We start from the raw sequence: 15127 nt of genomic DNA, 5'->3' as shown, positions 1-15127 counted from the left end.
CACGGTAGGTTGGACCAGTGAGCAACGATCCTTTTGAACTAGCCCAGCAGGCCGCCAAGTACATTGCCGAGGAAACCGGCGTGCCCAACCATGACATTGCCCTGGTCCTCGGCAGCGGCTGGGGTGAGGCCGCCGAACTGATCGGCGAGACCACTGCCACCCTCAACGCAACGGATATCCCGGGCTTTTCCGCCCCCGCTGTGCAGGGGCACGTGGGGACCATTCGGTCCGTGCTGACGCCGTCGGGCAAGCGCGCGCTGGTTCTCGGCGCACGCACCCATTACTACGAGGGCAAGGGCGTCCGCGCCGTCGTCCACGGCGTCCGCACCGCAGCTGCGACCGGCGCCAAGGTGATGGTTCTCACCAACGGCTGTGGCGGCCTGAACCCCGATTGGAAGCCCGGTACCCCGGTTCTGATCAGCGACCACATCAATCTCACCGCCACCTCCCCGCTGGAAGGCGCCACCTTCGTGGACCTGACGGACCTCTACTCCTCCCGCCTGCGCGAGCTGGCCCGCACCGTGGACCCGTCCCTGGATGAAGGCGTCTACGCCCAGTTCACCGGTCCGCATTACGAAACGCCCGCCGAAGTCCGGTACGCCAAGACCATCGGCGCAGACCTTGTGGGCATGTCCACCGCGCTCGAAGCCATCGCCGCCCGGCACGCCGGCATGGAGGTGTTCGGCATCTCGCTGGTCACCAACCTGGCCGCCGGCATCAGCCCGGAGCCGCTCAGCCACACCGAGGTCCTGGAAGCCGGAGCCGCTGCAGGCCCCCGGATTTCCCGGCTGCTGGCTGACATCATCGGCAAGCTCTAACGGCCGCCGCTTCATTCCTATCCCCGATCCGCAGGTACATCCCATGACGTTGAACCCCACCGAGCTGAACGAGCTCGTGACCGCCGCCAAGAGCTGGGCGGATGAAGACCCCGATTCCGGAACAGCGGCCGAGCTGCGGGGGCTGCTCGCGGAGCTGTCCGCCGATGCTTCCGCAGCAGCAGCTGCCGCGGAAGAGCTGGCGGACCGGTTTGCCGGCACGCTGGAATTCGGCACGGCCGGCCTGCGCGCTGCATTGGGCGCCGGACCCCGCCGGATGAACCGTGCGGTGGTGCGCCGCACGGCCGCCGGCATCGCCTCGTTCCTGCAGGACACGGCTGGTGACAAGTACACCCCCAGTGCCGTGATCGGCTACGACGCCCGGCACAAGTCACGCGCCTTCGCGCTGGAGACGGCGGCCGTGTTCAGTGCCGCCGGCATCGAAACCTTCCTGCTCCCCTGCACGCTTCCGACGCCGGTGCTCGCCTACGCGGTCCGCGCCCTGGACACCGACGCCGGTGTGATGGTCACCGCCAGCCACAATCCGGCGGCGGACAACGGCTACAAGGTGTACCTCGGCGGGCGGACGGTGAAGGGCCCGGGCAAGGGTGCGCAGATTGTCTCGCCGTACGACGCCGAAATTGCCGCCCGCATCGACTACAGCGTGCCGCTGAAGAGCATTGAGATTGCCCCGGAAGGCTGGACCGACGTGTCCGAGTCCATCGTGGCGGACTACATCAACGCCGTGGACCGGCTGGCATCGCGCGAACGGTTCCCGGAACGGGATCTGAAGATTGTCCTGACCTCGCTGCACGGCGTGGGCGGCGAAACCATGAAGTCCGTGCTGAAGGACGCCGGTTTCCGCAAGGTCATTCCGGTGGCTGCCCAGGCTCTGCCGGACCCGGACTTCCCCACCGTGGCCTTCCCCAACCCGGAGGAACCCGGCGCGCTGGACCTGGCACTGGAAACCGCCGTCGAGCACAACGCCGACCTGGTCATCGCCAATGATCCCGACGCCGACCGCGTTGCCGTGGCGGCTCTCAACCCGGCCGACGGCGAGTGGCGGATGCTGCGCGGCGATGAAGTGGGCGCCCTGCTGGGCCGGCATCTGACCCGCCGCATCACCTCCGGGCACTGGAAGGTCCGCGGGGAGAAGACGCGCAAGGGCGTCGTTTTCGCGAACTCGATTGTCTCCTCACGCCTGCTGGCGCGCGTTGCCGAAGCTGCCGGCTTTGCCCACGTTGAGACCCTCACCGGCTTCAAGTGGATCTCCCGTGTGCCCCACCTGACCTACGGCTATGAGGAAGCCCTGGGCTACTGTGTGGCGCCGGGCCTGGTCCGCGACAAGGACGGCATTTCCGCCGGACTCCTGGTGGCCGAAATGGCTGCTGCCCTGAAGATGCAGGGGCGGACGTTCTTCGATGAACTCGATGACCTGGCCCTGGAGCACGGGCTGCACCTGACCGACCAGCTCTCCGTCCGGGTGTCCGATCTGGGCCTGCTGGGCGAGATGATGGCGCGGCTGCGTGCCCAGGCTCCCGTGTCCCTGGGCGGCTCCCCCGTGGAATCCGCCGTGGACCTGGCCGAGGGAAGCGCCGAGCTGCCGCCCACCGACGGATTGAAGTACCTCACGGCTGACGGCACCCGGGTGATCATCCGCCCCTCCGGCACCGAGCCCAAGCTCAAGTGCTACCTCGAGGTGATTGTTCCGGTGGAATCCGCAGCGGACCTTCCGGCGGCCCGCGAACAGGGCCGCGCCCGGCTTGATGCGGTGCTCGCCGACGTGAACGCCGCTCTGGGACTGTAACGCCGGCAGGAGTTACCCGGGAAGAACGACGACGGCCTGCGGGAGGGTGCGCCCCTCCCGCAGCAGGTCGGTGACCTGGACCGCGGGAAGCGGCCTGCTGAAGTAGTAGCCCTGCCCGCAGCAGCAACCCATCTCCTGCAGCTGCCGTGCCTGCTTGGCGGTTTCAATGCCTTCAAAGACGGCATCCATGCCGGCGGCACGGATCAGGTTGTGGACCGCCGCCACGAACCTCAGCTGGCCGTCGTCGTCGGCCATGTCCGAAATCAGTGAACGGTCCACCTTGACCGTGTCCACCGGCAGCCGGTGCAGGTAGCTGATGGAGGAATAGCCGGTGCCGAAGTCGTCGATTTCCAGGCCAACCCCCAGCGCCTGCAGGGAGCGCAGCGAGTAGGTCTCCACGTCACCGCCCAAGAGAAGAGCGCTTTCGGTAATCTCGAGGACTAGTTCCCCCGGCTTCGCTCCCGTTGTGCGCAGGCAGCCGCGCACAAAGTCCACCAGATCCATGCTCTGCAGTTCCGACGCCGCCAGATTGACCCGGAGCAGGAATTTCGCATTCGCGGGCAGCAGCCGGCGCCACTGCGCAAGCTGGTGCAGCGCGGTGTGCAGCACCCAGCGGCCGACCCCGACAATCAGCCCCGTCTCTTCGGCCAGCGGGATGAAGTCATCCGGCATCACCAAACCGCGGCTGGGATGGTTCCACCGCACCAGCGCTTCAACGCCCTGCAGCCGGCCACTCTGCAGCTCCACCACGGGCTGGTATTCCAGGAACAGCTCACCGTTCGAAACGGCCTGGCGAAGCTCGCGCGCTGTTTGGCGGCGCAGCTGCCTGCGGTACAGCATCACCGGCTCAAACACCTTGACCCGCCGGTGAACGTCCTCCTTGGCCGCATACATGGCGGTGTCCGCACGCAGCATAATGGCGCTGGCGTCTTCCCGGGGCTCCGCCAGATGGATCCCGATGCTGGCCCCGGTCCAGGCGTCGATGTCCTCCAACGGGATGCGCCGCTTGAGGGAGTCCATGATTTTCAGCGCTGTGCTGCGTGCCTGCTGGACGGTGGAGACCGGCACCAGCACGGCAAACTCATCCCCGCCCAGGCGTGCCACAACGCTGCCGGGGCCGGCCGCCTCCACCAGCCGTGCGGCAATCTCGATCAGCACCAGGTCCCCGGCATCATGCCCCAGACTGTCATTGACCTCCTTGAAACCGTCCAGGTCAAGCAGGAGGACGGCCGGCCCCGGCTGGCCGTCCCTGCGGTTGGCGACCGCAGCAGTCAGCGCCTCGTGCAGGGATGAGCGATTGCCGATCCCTGTGAGCGGATCGGTCATCGCCATCTTCTGCATGGTCAGGTGTGCCTCGCGCAGCTCGCGGGTGCGTGTTTCCACCCGCTCTTCAAAGGCGGCGTAGACCTCGTTGAGTTCATCGGCCAGCAGGTTGATGCCCGTGATGACGGCGTCCACCTGGTCCCGGGCCTTGGAGACGGGGATGTGCGTGCTGAGATCACCGGACGCTATTCGGATGATGCCTTCGACAACTTGGCTCAGGCGGTCGTCTTCTCCCGGCGGACGGCGGGCGTCTTGCGGCGTTTCCGGTGCGATGTCCGGCGCAGCCGGTTTCCCGCGCCGGGCATCAGGCAACGCTTTTCCTCCTCAGCCAGCCCAGGGCTTCCTGTTCAGACGAGAAGTAGCGGGTGGGGCAGGGCTGAACGGATCCGCCCAGGAGGAAGTTGGCGATGACACGGTCCACGGGCGTCATGCCAAGAACCGCGACGGCGGCCAGCGACTGAGCGCTGCTGAACACAGTGCGCGCACTCCTGGTGACAGCTTCAACGCCGGTCAGAACCAGCAGCATCGGCATCTTCCTGATGCCGGCCAGCCGCCCCACTTCGTCATTCGCCGCTGCGGCCATGGTTCCGGTGACTACTTCGCCGGGCGGAAGGATCAGCAGGATGTGTCCTTCGGGCGCCATGGAAACGTCCACCTTCGGCCCCTTGTCCGGCGCCGGAGCACATCCGCACTCGTAAACCACCGTGCCCGTACCCGTGCCTGAAGAACGCTCATCCGGACAGTCGTTCCAGACTGTTCTTTCGACTCTTTCGACCGATCTTTGCTGTGTCATGCTTCCCCCCAGAAGCGCCGGAAAGTCGCTGCGCGATGCCGCTGCAGTGTCGTGCTCCGCGCCTACTCCCGAAATTGATGCTTGCTAGCCCCGCACGTGCTTTTTCCGATCAGTGGCTGCCGGCATTAATGCTGTCAATGATGCTGCGGACCTCCAGTGCCCGACGGTGTGCGCCGCGCGCAATGAAGACTTTCTCAGAATGAACCGCTGCAGCCAAGGCTTCATCATTCCGCCCGAGGTGATGCAAAGCAAGGGCTGCAACGTATTCCACTTCCGCAATCTCGTGCTCAGGCAGCAGCTCCCGCTGGTCTAGTATTTGCTGGACTATGACCGCGGCTTCCTCAGCACCGTTGTTGAAAACGAGCCACTGTGCACGGGCAGTGGAAAGCTCCAGTTCCATGAGCGGAGTTCCGCCGGTAACGGAACTGGCCAACTCCGCCCGTTCAATGCATTCGAGGGTTTCCTGGTCCGCTATGCCTGCCGAGAGGCGCGCCAGTGCGGACGCTTTGTTGAAAAACGCCCAGATATTTACATCATTATCCGGGGCAAGGTTCTCGGCGGCCAGTTTATGGAATCTAATCCCGTTCTCGCCGTCGCCGTTCAGGAACGCAACGTTGCCGACCGCCCAGTACGCCTTCCCCGCAATAACTTGTTCATCATGTTGACCGGCCAAGTTGGCCATTCTTAGTGCGTGCCCCCATGCCTCGGTGGCTTTGCCGCTCTCGGTGAGAGCAGCAACAAGACCATGCAGCATCTCCAGTTCTTCGTCCGGGTCCATTGCATCCGGAAGATCTATAGCGGCTGCTTCCTGGGCGACAACAAGTGACTCGCCTATGTGCCCCAAGCTCTCCAACGCCCTCGAATACAGAGCTCTAGCGCGGGCAATCATGGCCTGATCCCCTTGCAGTGCCGAGCTTTCCGACAGTTTCTTGGTGCTCGCTGCGAATTCCTGAATCAAGCCCAGCTCCATTTGGCATTCCGCGAGCAGGAGCGTCATGCGCCAGTAGCCGGTAATGTCCTTTTTGGTGAGGGCTTCATCTGCTGCCGCAGTTGCATGGCCTAAAGCGGCCTTGTACTCGCGCCGGTCCCAATGCAGGCGTGCCCGGTACTCGTTCAGCATTTGATCAACAGAGTTGTCCAATTCCCACTGCACCTAACTCGCTCATTCAAGACTTGTTTCGACTACAGTACTCCAGGCTCACCCATGGGAGCGTTCCCGCCATAGAACCTGAGTGTCCGGAATCCTACACTCTGCGTGCTGAAAAAAGACTGCAGATTTTACCTCCAAACTATCGATTTATTCGTTTGCTTGAGCGAGACTTTACTTTGTCGTTATTTACTACTTGGAGGACTCAATGAAAAAAATGGCATCCGCGATGCTTCTTGCCGCCACAATCGCTGTCTTTGGTGCAGCTGCGCCCGCTTCGGCAGCAACACTCGACCTCGTATCGTCGGTAGCAAACCCCCTGGGGACGATTTTTCCCATCGTTTTTCCGTAGGTAACAAATGGCCGGGTCAGCGTCGAAGACGTTTACCCGGCCATCATCTTTTCCGGAGCCCAAACCGCCCCCTGCCTGTGGCAAGATGGTTGCCATGCCTACAGCCATTGCACAGTACATCGACCACACGCTCCTCAAACCCGAGGCCAGCCGTGAGGACATCCTTAAGGTCTGCGCCGAAGCAGCCGAATACGGCTTCAAGTCCGTCTGCGTCAACCCGCTGTGGGTCGGCACCGTACGCAACGCGCTCAAGGGCAGCGGCGTCCTGACCTGCTCCGTGATCGGTTTCCCCCTGGGTGCCACCACCACCGAGGTGAAGGTGTTCGAAGCCCGTGGCGCACTGCAGGACGGCGCTGACGAGATTGACATGGTCATCGACATCGCCGCCGCCCGCCGCGGAGACCGGGACGCCCTAGTCCGTGACATTGCCGCCGTGGCCGACGAGGTTCACACCGGCAACGGCATCCTGAAGGTCATCATTGAAACGGCACTGCTCACCGACGAGCAGAAGGTCCTTGCCTGCGAGGCAGCAGTGGAAGCCGGAGCGGATTTCGTGAAAACGTCCACCGGATTCAACGGCGGCGGAGCCACCGTGGAGGACGTTGCCCTCATGCGCAAGACCGTTGGACCGGACCTCGGGGTCAAGGCTTCGGGAGGTGTCCGTTCGCGCGAAGATGCGCAGGCAATGATCGACGCCGGTGCCACGCGTATCGGAGCGAGCTCCGGTATCGCTATTGTTAAGGGTGGGAACGCCGCGTCGGACTACTGATCCGCCGGCTACTGAAATCTTTTTGAAACGGAGAACACCATGGCAGGAACACGGTCCAAGCAGCCCACGCACTCGGGTGAAGGGCACCTTGTCAGCAACCTCGTCACCTTTATCATCTTCCTGGCGATCTTTGCCGTTGGCCTTTACTCGCTGAGCTGGCTGAGCCTGGACAACGTCTGGCCGATGGTGATCTGCCTGGCTCTGGGTACGCTGGCGTACTTCGTGCCGTTCGTGACGGGCCGTTCGGATACGGCCAAGGAACTGGCCGAAGGCCGGGCTGCCGGCAAGTAGCAGCAACCTCTTCAAAAAACGTTTTGCACGCAGCCGGTCCGGCTGCGTGCAAACGTGTTTAACGGGCGGTACACCAGCCCCGGGCCATCATTAGGCCCCGTTCCAAGTGATTAACGCGTACTTCCGGCAGGCATCCACGTACTCACTACGCTAAGAAACCGGTAAGCCGGTCTCCTATATTCGAGTCCATGAGCACCACTATGACGCGCCGGGAATGGCGCCAGGACCGTGCCCGTCAGCAGCGCACCATGCGCATCGGCTACGGGATTGTCATTGCCACCGCAGTAATGTGCGTGGCCGTTTTCATTGTGGCGCTTACCCAGCCGGTCTAACCGGGCGGTGGCCGGGACGCCCCGTCCGACGCCCCGGCCACCGGTTCACTCCTTGAAAACCGCGTCCACCACCTGCTGCGCCCAGGCCAGGATTTCGGCATCCACCAAATCCCGTCCGCCAATCCGGGCGGTCTTGGGCTTGGGCACCAGCACCGCATTCAGGGCCGGCTTCACCGAGGCCCCGGGGTACATCCGCTGCAGCCTCATCACGCGGGACTCGGGCAGGTCCGCCGGAGCAAACTTGATGAAGTTGCCCTGCAGCGCCACATCGGTCAGCCCGGCCTCGCGGGCGCCCACCCGGAAGCGGGCCACGTCGATGAGGTTCTGCACGGCCTGCGGGGGCTCGCCGTAGCGGTCCACCAGCTCGGCCAGCACCTCGTCGATCGCCTCGTACGTCACCGCTGAGGCCAGCTTGCGGTAAGCCTCCAGCCGCAGCCGCTCCCCCGGCACATACTCGTGCGGCAGGTGCGCGTTCACCGGCAGCTCGATCTTCATTTCCGCGGCCTTCTCCTCGGCCTCGCCGCGGTAATCGGCCACGGCCTCGCCCACCAGCCGGATGTACAGGTCAAAGCCCACCCCGGCGATGTGGCCGGACTGTTCCCCGCCGAGCAGGTTGCCGGCGCCGCGGATTTCCAGGTCCTTCATGGCCAGCTGCATGCCGGCGCCGAGCTCGTTGTGCGTGGCCACGGCCTTGAGCCGCTCCAGCGCCACCTCGCCCAGCGGCTTCTCCGACGGATACAGGAAGTACGCATACGCGCGTTCCCGACCTCGGCCCACACGCCCGCGCAGCTGGTGCAGCTGGGACAAACCAAAGTGGTCCGCCCGGTCCACAATCAGCGTGTTGGCGTTGGAAATGTCCAGCCCGGTCTCAATGATCGTGGTGCACACCAGCACGTCAAAACGCTTCTCCCAGAAGTCCACGATGATCTGCTCGAGCTTGGATTCGCTCATCTGTCCGTGCGCGACGGCGATGCGCGCCTCCGGGACCAGCTCCTGCAGGTGTGCGGCAGTCCGGTCGATGGAGGACACCCGGTTGTGCACAAAGAACACCTGGCCTTCGCGCATCAGCTCGCGGCGGATGGCCGCTGAAGCCTGCCGGTCCGTGTACGGGCCCACATAGGTCAGCACCGGATGCCGCTCCTCCGGCGGAGTGGCGAGGGTGGAAGTTTCCCGGATCCCGGTCAGCGACATTTCCAGGGTGCGCGGAATCGGCGTCGCACTCATCGCCAGGACGTCCACGTTGGTGCGCATCTTCTTCAGGGCTTCCTTGTGCTCCACGCCGAAACGCTGTTCCTCGTCCACGATCACCAGGCCGAGGTCCTTGAACTGGACCTCCTGGGACAGCAGCCGGTGCGTGCCGATCACCACGTCCACCGAGCCGTTCTTCACGCCCTCGATGGTTTCCTTGGCCTGCTTGGCCGTCTGGAAGCGGGACAGGGATTCCACCCGCACGGGGAAGCCGGAGAAGCGTTCACCGAAGGTTTCCATGTGCTGCTGGGCCAGCAGCGTGGTGGGCACCAGCACCGCCACCTGCTTGCCGTCCTGCACGGCCTTGAACGCGGCGCGCACCGCAATCTCGGTTTTGCCGTAGCCGACGTCGCCGGAGACCAGGCGGTCCATCGGGACTTCCTTCTCCATGTCCGCCTTGACCTCGTTGATGGTGGTCAGCTGGTCCGGGGTTTCCACGTACGGGAACGCCTCTTCCAGCTCGCGCTGCCACGGGGTGTCCTTCGCGAAAGCATGCCCCTTGGACGCCATCCGGGCCGAGTAGAGCCGGATCAGCTCGCCGGCAATCTCCTTGACCGCCTTGCGCGCCCGGGACTTGGTCTTGGCCCAGTCCGAGCCGCCCATCTTGGACAGCACCGGGGTTTCCCCGCCCACGTAGCGGGTGATCTGGTCCAGCTGGTCCGTGGGCACAAACAGCCGGTCGCCGGGGCCGCCGCGCTTGGCCGGCGCGTATTCGAGCACCAGGTACTCGCGCACGGTCTTGTTCTGCCCGGCGCCGGTGGCCCGCTGGATCAGCTCCACAAACTTGCCCACACCGTGCTGCTCGTGCACCACAAAGTCGCCCTCGTGCAGCTGCAGGGGGTCGACGGCGTTGCGCCGCTTGGAGGGCATCTTGCGCATGTCGCGGGTGGAGTAGGCGCTGGCCCGGCCAAGCAGATCAGCCTCGGTCAGCAGCCCGGTCTTCAGCCCGTCAAAGACGTAGCCGCGCCCGGCGCTGGCGGTGGTGATGGAGATGATGCCCGGCACCGGTTCGGTGTCCAGGGATTCGGTCAGGGAGGCCGGAATGTCATTGTCACGGAACAGTTCGGCCAGACGCGAGGCGGGGCCGGGGCCTTCGGTGACGACGACAACGCGCCAGGCGTCCCGCACGCGGGAGCCGATGAACTCCATCATCTCCGCCACGTCGCCCTGGTAGCCGCGCGGTTCGCGGGCGTTGATGGTGAGGGTGTCGATGTCCAGGACGGTTTCATCGTCCGGGTTGAAGGAGGTGATGGACCACCAGCCCACCGAGTTGGCCAGGGCGGCGGAGCGGGTGTCGGCCAGGGAGCGGAAGCTCGCGGCCTCCAGATCCGCGCTGATGCCGGCGGACAGATCCAAAGGTGCGGCGCCGCCGTCGGACGCTGTGGCCCACGCGGCGGCGAGGAATTCCTCGTTGGTGGCCGCCAGATCATGGGCGCGGGCGCGGACCTTTTCGGGTTCGATCACCACGGACAATGACCCGGCGGGCAGCTGGCCCATCAGCGGCACCATTTCATCCACCAGCACCGGAGCCAGGGATTCCATGCCCTCGACGGCGATGCCGCCGGCGATCTTCTCCAGCATGTCCGCGGCGGCGGGCATCTGGGACTGCAGCTTCGCGGCGCGGCGCATCACTGACGGGGTGATCAGGATTTCGCGGCAGGGCGGAGCGTACAGCTCGGTGGGGTGGGTGATGTGCGGGCCGGTGAGGGTGCGCTGGTCGGCGACGGCGAACCAGCGCATCGAGTCCACCTCGTCGCCGAAGAAATCGATGCGGATCGGATGGTCCTCGGTGGGCGGGAAGACGTCCAGGATGCCGCCGCGGACGGCAAACTCGCCGCGGTGCGAGACCATGTCCACCCGGGCGTAGGCGGCTTCGGAGAGCGCCTTGACGACGTCGTTGAAGGGCCGCTCCTCCCCCACCTTCAGCGCCACCGGCTGCAGGTCGCCGAGCCCGCCGACCAGCGGCTGGACGACGGCGCGCACCGGCGCCACGATCACCTGAATGGGATGGCCCTCGGGATGGGCAAGGCGGCGCAGCACGGACAGGCGCCGGCCCACGGTGTCCGAGCGCGGCGACAGGCGTTCGTGCGGCAGGGTCTCCCAGGACGGAAACTCCTCGATGCCCGCCAGCGGCAGGTAGGAGCGCAGCGCTGCGGCCAGGTCCTCGGCTTCGCGGCCGGTGGCCGTCACGGCGAGCACCACCGGAGGTGCGGAAGCAGCGTTGGCGGTTCCGGCGTCGTTGGCTGCTTCGGCGAGCCCGTCCACCATTTCCGCCAGCAGCGCCGCACGCATGCCCTGCGGCGCGCCGATCTGCAGGTCATCGCTGCGGCGCTCGGGGGTGCGCGAGGCGAGGGTTCGCACCCGTGCGTAGGACGGGTCTTCGGCCAGGGCGGCGCGCAGTCCGTTCAGGCTCATGGGGAGGGGCTCCTTGACGTGAGGCAACGCAAATAACCCGAAGTTCACTGAGGAACCCCGGGGCTTTTCTTCCAGACTACCCGCATGGAAGGGCCGGGGCGGGCCCCGTCCGCTCCCGGCGGATAGGCGGGCGTCCGCTGCGTAAACACACAACCGCCGCCCGTCACATGACGGGCGGCGGTTGTGTGCGGATGTGCGGGTCAGCGCCTGATTACTTCAGCGCCTCATCGCCCCGGAACTGCAGGTCGACGTCGGCCGGTGCCAGCCGCTTCGACCGGACGTCGCCACCGCCGCGCAGGTCCGCGTCCGTCCGCGCGAAGGTCAGCACGGCATGGGCCACGGCGTCGGACATCTGGTCCAGTCCGCGGCGGTTGATGTTGCCGAGGTCATCGCATTTCTGGTGGTAGCAGGGGTCGTACGCTTCCCCCGCCGTGCCGCCAAACACGGCCGCTTCCTCCTCGGTCTTGACGCCTTCGGCACCGCTGAACAGCCCGCCGGCCGGAATATCGTTGAGGATGAACGCCGAGTAGTCGGAGCGTCCGCTGAACTCAGTGGGAGCCGAGGCCAGCTTCTGCCCGGCAAAGTACTCCTCGAAGATCCTCTCGATCTCGTCGGATCCCGTCGGCCGCGGAGCGTCACTCTCCGGGAACGCAGAGCCGTCGCCGTCGTACACAAAACGGACCAGGTTCGGCGACCCCAGCATGTCGAAGTTCAGGTTCGCGAGGGTGCCGTCCAGCCCGTCCTGATCCAGCTGCTCGACGTAGTGGTTGGAGCCCTGCAGCCCGTCCTCTTCTCCGCCCCAGAAGGCAAAGCGGACCCGGTTCTGCAGCGGGTGCCGCTTGGTGGTCTCGGCGAGCTGGATGGCGGTTTCCAGGATCGCCGCGCTGCCGCTGCCGTTGTCATTGATTCCCGGTCCCACCGGCACGGAGTCCAGATGGGCGCCGACGACGACGGTACGGTCCGCGTTTCCGCGGGGTGTGTCAGCCAGAATGTTAAACGAGTTGGTGGTCTGCACTCCGGCGTCAATGTTGAGCCGCAGTTCCACTCCGTCAGTGCCGGCCAGCGCTTCGCCAATGGCAAAGGTGGTGCCAACCACGGGGATGGTTGACGGCTCACCCAGGGTGCCGTTGACCAGCCCAAAGCGGTCATCGTTGGCCACCTCGTCCCCCTGGTTGAAGATGACGACGCCGGAGGCACCCGCCGCTGCCGCATTCGCCGCTTTGATCCCGAAGGAGCATTCGCCGCGCTGCATCAGCGCAATGCTGCCGGCGGCGAATCCGCTAAAGTCCTCAGCCTCGCAGCCGGAGGTGGTAACCCGGTCCCCGGAGAGGTTGATGTCCACAGCACTGACGGGTGCCGTGACATCCCCCGCGCCGGAGTAGGTCATGGTGGTGAAGTCGGTTCCGGCTGTGTAGACCGTGGCCGTTGGTGCGGTCTGTTCCAGGGCTTCGCTGGTCACCGCAAACTGGTCGTAGGAGAAATCCTGGCGCACGGGCTTGTAGCCGGCCCGGCGCAGCTGGTCCTCGATGTACTGCCCGGACGCCTCGTAGCCTGGAGTGCCGGAAGCCCGGTTGCCGTCATTGGCATCGGCGGCGTCCTGCAGCCCCTCCAGATGGTCGAAGACGTTGTGGAGGGTGACGGCGGCACGCAGCTTGGCGCTCTCATCCTTCACGGGCTTGACTGGTTTCCCCGGCTTTCCCGGCTTTCCCGGCTTCCCCGGCTTGCCCGGATGGTGTCCCTTGCCGCCGCTGTCCGTGACGGCGGCCGTGCCGTCATTGGTGACGGTGGCGCGGGCTCCGCCGGATTCGGCAAACACCGGGCCTGCGGTTCCGGCGGTAAGTACAACAGCGGCTGCGAGCGCAGTTCCGCGGAGGATACGTGGTGTTTTCATGCTTCCCCTCATAGGTGCGAGTGATGACAGATCCGGCGGCGCGATGGCACCGGCCGGACTTCGGGCGCCTCCCCCCGGGGTGCCGTGCGGCTGACGGTAGGACACTGCAGCCCGGCGGGACAGTGAAGACCGCCAATTAGGTGAAGTTGCAGCGAAAAGCCCCGTGCCGCCGTCGTCTCTGTTTCGCCCCATCCGGCCACACGCTAGGTTGAAGGGTTTTACCCAAGCCGGAAACCCGGCCCGGAAGCCCCGAGCCGGGCCGCCCGGAGCCCAATCCGGCGGGGTGTTCTGGATTTTCGTTCCGCCCACTGCCACGCTGGGATGGCACGGGCATACGCCAGATCCCTCCGCACGTAAGGATTGCCCCATGGCACGCAAAGCCCAGCTCCTCTTCGGCGCACTGCTCCTGTCCGTCTTCGCTCTGGCCGGCTGCAGCAATGCCGGCGAGGACTCGGAGTCGCCGGCCACCGCCACGGAAACCACGCTGAGTTCGGAATCGGCGTCGGCCGCCGCGTGCGACAGCCAGTCCCCCGGCAGCGAAGCCCAGGCCAGCTGCGAGGCGCAGGGCGTACCGGGCGCCACCGAGAGCCCGGACCGCTGCGGCACCACCACCCCCAGCCCCATTGCCAGCGGCATTATCCAGGGAACGTTCGGCTCCTACTGCGAGAACGCCATCGCCACCACGTACGACACGTCTGCGGTGCCGGACGGCGCGGACACGACCATCACCATCGATGAGACGGATGCGGCCACGACGCTGGAGATGATCGCCCGCGGCTTCGCGCCCAACACCGAGTTCAGTGCCACGCTGCATGAGCGGCTGTGCGGCGCGTCCCCCTCGGACGCCGGAGAGGAATACGACGACACCCGGAACGAGGACTCCGACGATCTGGACCTGGACTTCACCACCGATGAGAACGGCGGCTCCACCGCCAGCGTCACCGTGCCGTGGGTCCTGCCCGACGACGGCATCGGCCGCTCGCTGCTGATCACCCTCGACGACGACGAGACGCCGAGCCCGAGCGCGACCGACGATGACGACCGCGCCGTCGCCTGCGTGAGCCTGGAGCGGTAGCCGGGGCGACGGGCACGTTTCGGAGCTGAAGGCCCGCGCGGATTAGGATGATTCCGGGCCGGTTGTACTGTGCGAACGCGCACGGAGCGCCGGCAAACCGACATCCCTATCTGGAGGACCCATGGCTTTGAACGCCTCGACCACCCTGCCCTACGACGCCCGGACAGTCACCGACACGTTCACCAACGAGGACTTCCTGCGCAGCGTCAGCGAACATGTGGGCGGATCCCTGGTCTCCGCCACCGTGGAGGGCGACACCGCCGGAGCGTTTGTCCTGACCGCCGTGCGCACCCTGCCCACGGACCGGCTGCCGGACATCGCCAAGAAGTTTGTCGGCGCCACGCTGACCGTCACCCAGAAGGAGCACTGGGCCGCCCCGGGGACCGACGGTTCCCGCGAGGCCTCCGTGGACCTCTCCGTGGGCGGCGTGCCGCTGAAGGTCAATGCCGTCCAGCGCCTGGTTCCGGTGGCCGAGGGCACCCGGGTGGACGTGGACGGCAAGGTCAGCTCCTCCATCCCGTTCCTGGGCGACAAGATCGCCAAGCAGGCTGAACCGATGATCGGCAAGGCACTGACCATCCAGGCCGGCCAGGCCGGCAAATGGATCGAAAGCCGCTAGGGCCGGGCAACCGTGGATAACAGCATTACCCTGCCCACCGCGCTGGCGGTCATCCTCATCATTGCCGGTCTGTGGAGTCTGATCGTCTGGCCGCCGTACCTGATCGAGGCATACAAGAGCCCCAAGGCCCGCGACGAAAAGGGTGCACCCACCCGGTACCTGACGGTGAACCTGATGAAGGTCACCACCTCCATGGTTTTCGGCCTGGTCACCATCATCGTGGGCTTCCGCGCCCTCATGGGCTGACAGC

Annotated in this window: 13 protein-coding genes; 8 read left to right on the top strand and 5 right to left on the bottom strand. The window is 65.6% G+C overall.

The genetic code is table 11. From position 1 onward, the window contains the following. Positions 1–17: 17 nt before the first annotated feature. Together CXQ89_RS14500 and CXQ89_RS14495 are read left to right on the top strand one after the other, a co-directional pair. On the top strand, positions 18–818 hold the full coding sequence (locus CXQ89_RS14500) for a purine-nucleoside phosphorylase (RefSeq protein WP_104161757.1): 801 nt from the start codon (positions 18–20) through the stop codon (positions 816–818). Between the two features lie 43 nt (positions 819–861). Then, a complete protein-coding gene (locus CXQ89_RS14495) occupies positions 862–2622 on the top strand; it encodes a phospho-sugar mutase (protein WP_104104493.1) in 1761 nt (586 codons plus the stop codon). A 12-nt stretch (positions 2623–2634) separates the two neighbouring features. Here CXQ89_RS14495 and CXQ89_RS14490 read toward each other — a convergent pair whose 3' ends face one another. From CXQ89_RS14490 to CXQ89_RS14480, 3 genes are all read right to left on the bottom strand, one after another. Further along, the gene (locus CXQ89_RS14490) at positions 2635–4257 is read right to left on the bottom strand and encodes an EAL domain-containing protein (protein ID WP_308471689.1); all 1623 of its coding nucleotides are present in this window, start codon (positions 4255–4257) and stop codon (positions 2635–2637) included. Then, on the bottom strand, positions 4250–4600 hold the full coding sequence (locus CXQ89_RS14485) for an STAS/SEC14 domain-containing protein (RefSeq protein WP_146067273.1): 351 nt from the start codon (positions 4598–4600) through the stop codon (positions 4250–4252). Before CXQ89_RS14485 ends, CXQ89_RS14490 begins: the two co-directional genes overlap by 8 nt. Before the next feature lie 247 nt (positions 4601–4847). Beyond that, entirely contained in the window at positions 4848–5879 is a 1032-nt protein-coding gene (locus CXQ89_RS14480; RefSeq protein ID WP_181032374.1) for a hypothetical protein, read from the bottom strand. Positions 5880–6331: 452 nt separating this feature from the next. Here CXQ89_RS14480 and deoC point away from each other — a divergent pair, with 452 nt between their 5' ends. The 3 genes from deoC (at position 6332) to CXQ89_RS18415 (ending at position 7629) form a co-directional block, all read left to right on the top strand. After that, a complete protein-coding gene (gene deoC, locus CXQ89_RS14475) occupies positions 6332–7006 on the top strand; it encodes a deoxyribose-phosphate aldolase (protein WP_258060110.1) in 675 nt (224 codons plus the stop codon). 39 nt (positions 7007–7045) lie between these two features. Then, positions 7046–7297, top strand: coding sequence for a hypothetical protein (locus CXQ89_RS14470; protein WP_104161754.1), 252 nt, complete (start codon positions 7046–7048; stop codon positions 7295–7297). A gap of 188 nt (positions 7298–7485) precedes the next feature. Next, entirely contained in the window at positions 7486–7629 is a 144-nt protein-coding gene (locus tag CXQ89_RS18415; RefSeq protein ID WP_181032373.1) for a hypothetical protein, read from the top strand. 45 nt (positions 7630–7674) lie between these two features. Here the strand turns inward: CXQ89_RS18415 and mfd are convergent, their stop codons facing one another. Then, positions 7675–11292 (bottom strand): transcription-repair coupling factor, encoded by a 3618-nt coding sequence (mfd, locus tag CXQ89_RS14465; protein ID WP_104055266.1) that lies wholly within the window; start codon positions 11290–11292, stop codon positions 7675–7677. A 211-nt stretch (positions 11293–11503) separates the two neighbouring features. Further along, a complete protein-coding gene (locus CXQ89_RS14460) occupies positions 11504–13183 on the bottom strand; it encodes a M20/M25/M40 family metallo-hydrolase (protein WP_181032372.1) in 1680 nt (559 codons plus the stop codon). A gap of 367 nt (positions 13184–13550) precedes the next feature. Between CXQ89_RS14460 and CXQ89_RS14455 the strand changes: the two genes are divergently transcribed. The 3 genes from CXQ89_RS14455 (at position 13551) to CXQ89_RS14445 (ending at position 15123) form a co-directional block, all read left to right on the top strand. Then, positions 13551–14258: a hypothetical protein gene (locus tag CXQ89_RS14455; protein WP_104161752.1), complete on the top strand. Its 708-nt coding sequence runs from the start codon at positions 13551–13553 to the stop codon at positions 14256–14258. 121 nt (positions 14259–14379) lie between these two features. Continuing rightward, positions 14380–14877, top strand: coding sequence for a DUF2505 domain-containing protein (locus CXQ89_RS14450; RefSeq protein ID WP_104161751.1), 498 nt, complete (start codon positions 14380–14382; stop codon positions 14875–14877). 12 nt (positions 14878–14889) lie between these two features. After that, complete coding sequence (locus tag CXQ89_RS14445; protein WP_307859344.1) at positions 14890–15123, top strand: SCO4848 family membrane protein; 234 nt, start codon at positions 14890–14892, stop codon at positions 15121–15123. The last annotated feature ends 4 nt before the right edge of the window (positions 15124–15127 follow it).

It is taken from the genome of Arthrobacter sp. ZGTC212 (assembly GCF_002929255.1).
GTDB lineage: Bacteria > Actinomycetota > Actinomycetes > Actinomycetales > Micrococcaceae > Arthrobacter_B > Arthrobacter_B sunyaminii.
The sequence above is the reverse complement of the archived record's forward strand: the minus strand, read 5'-3'. Positions and strand labels throughout refer to the sequence as shown.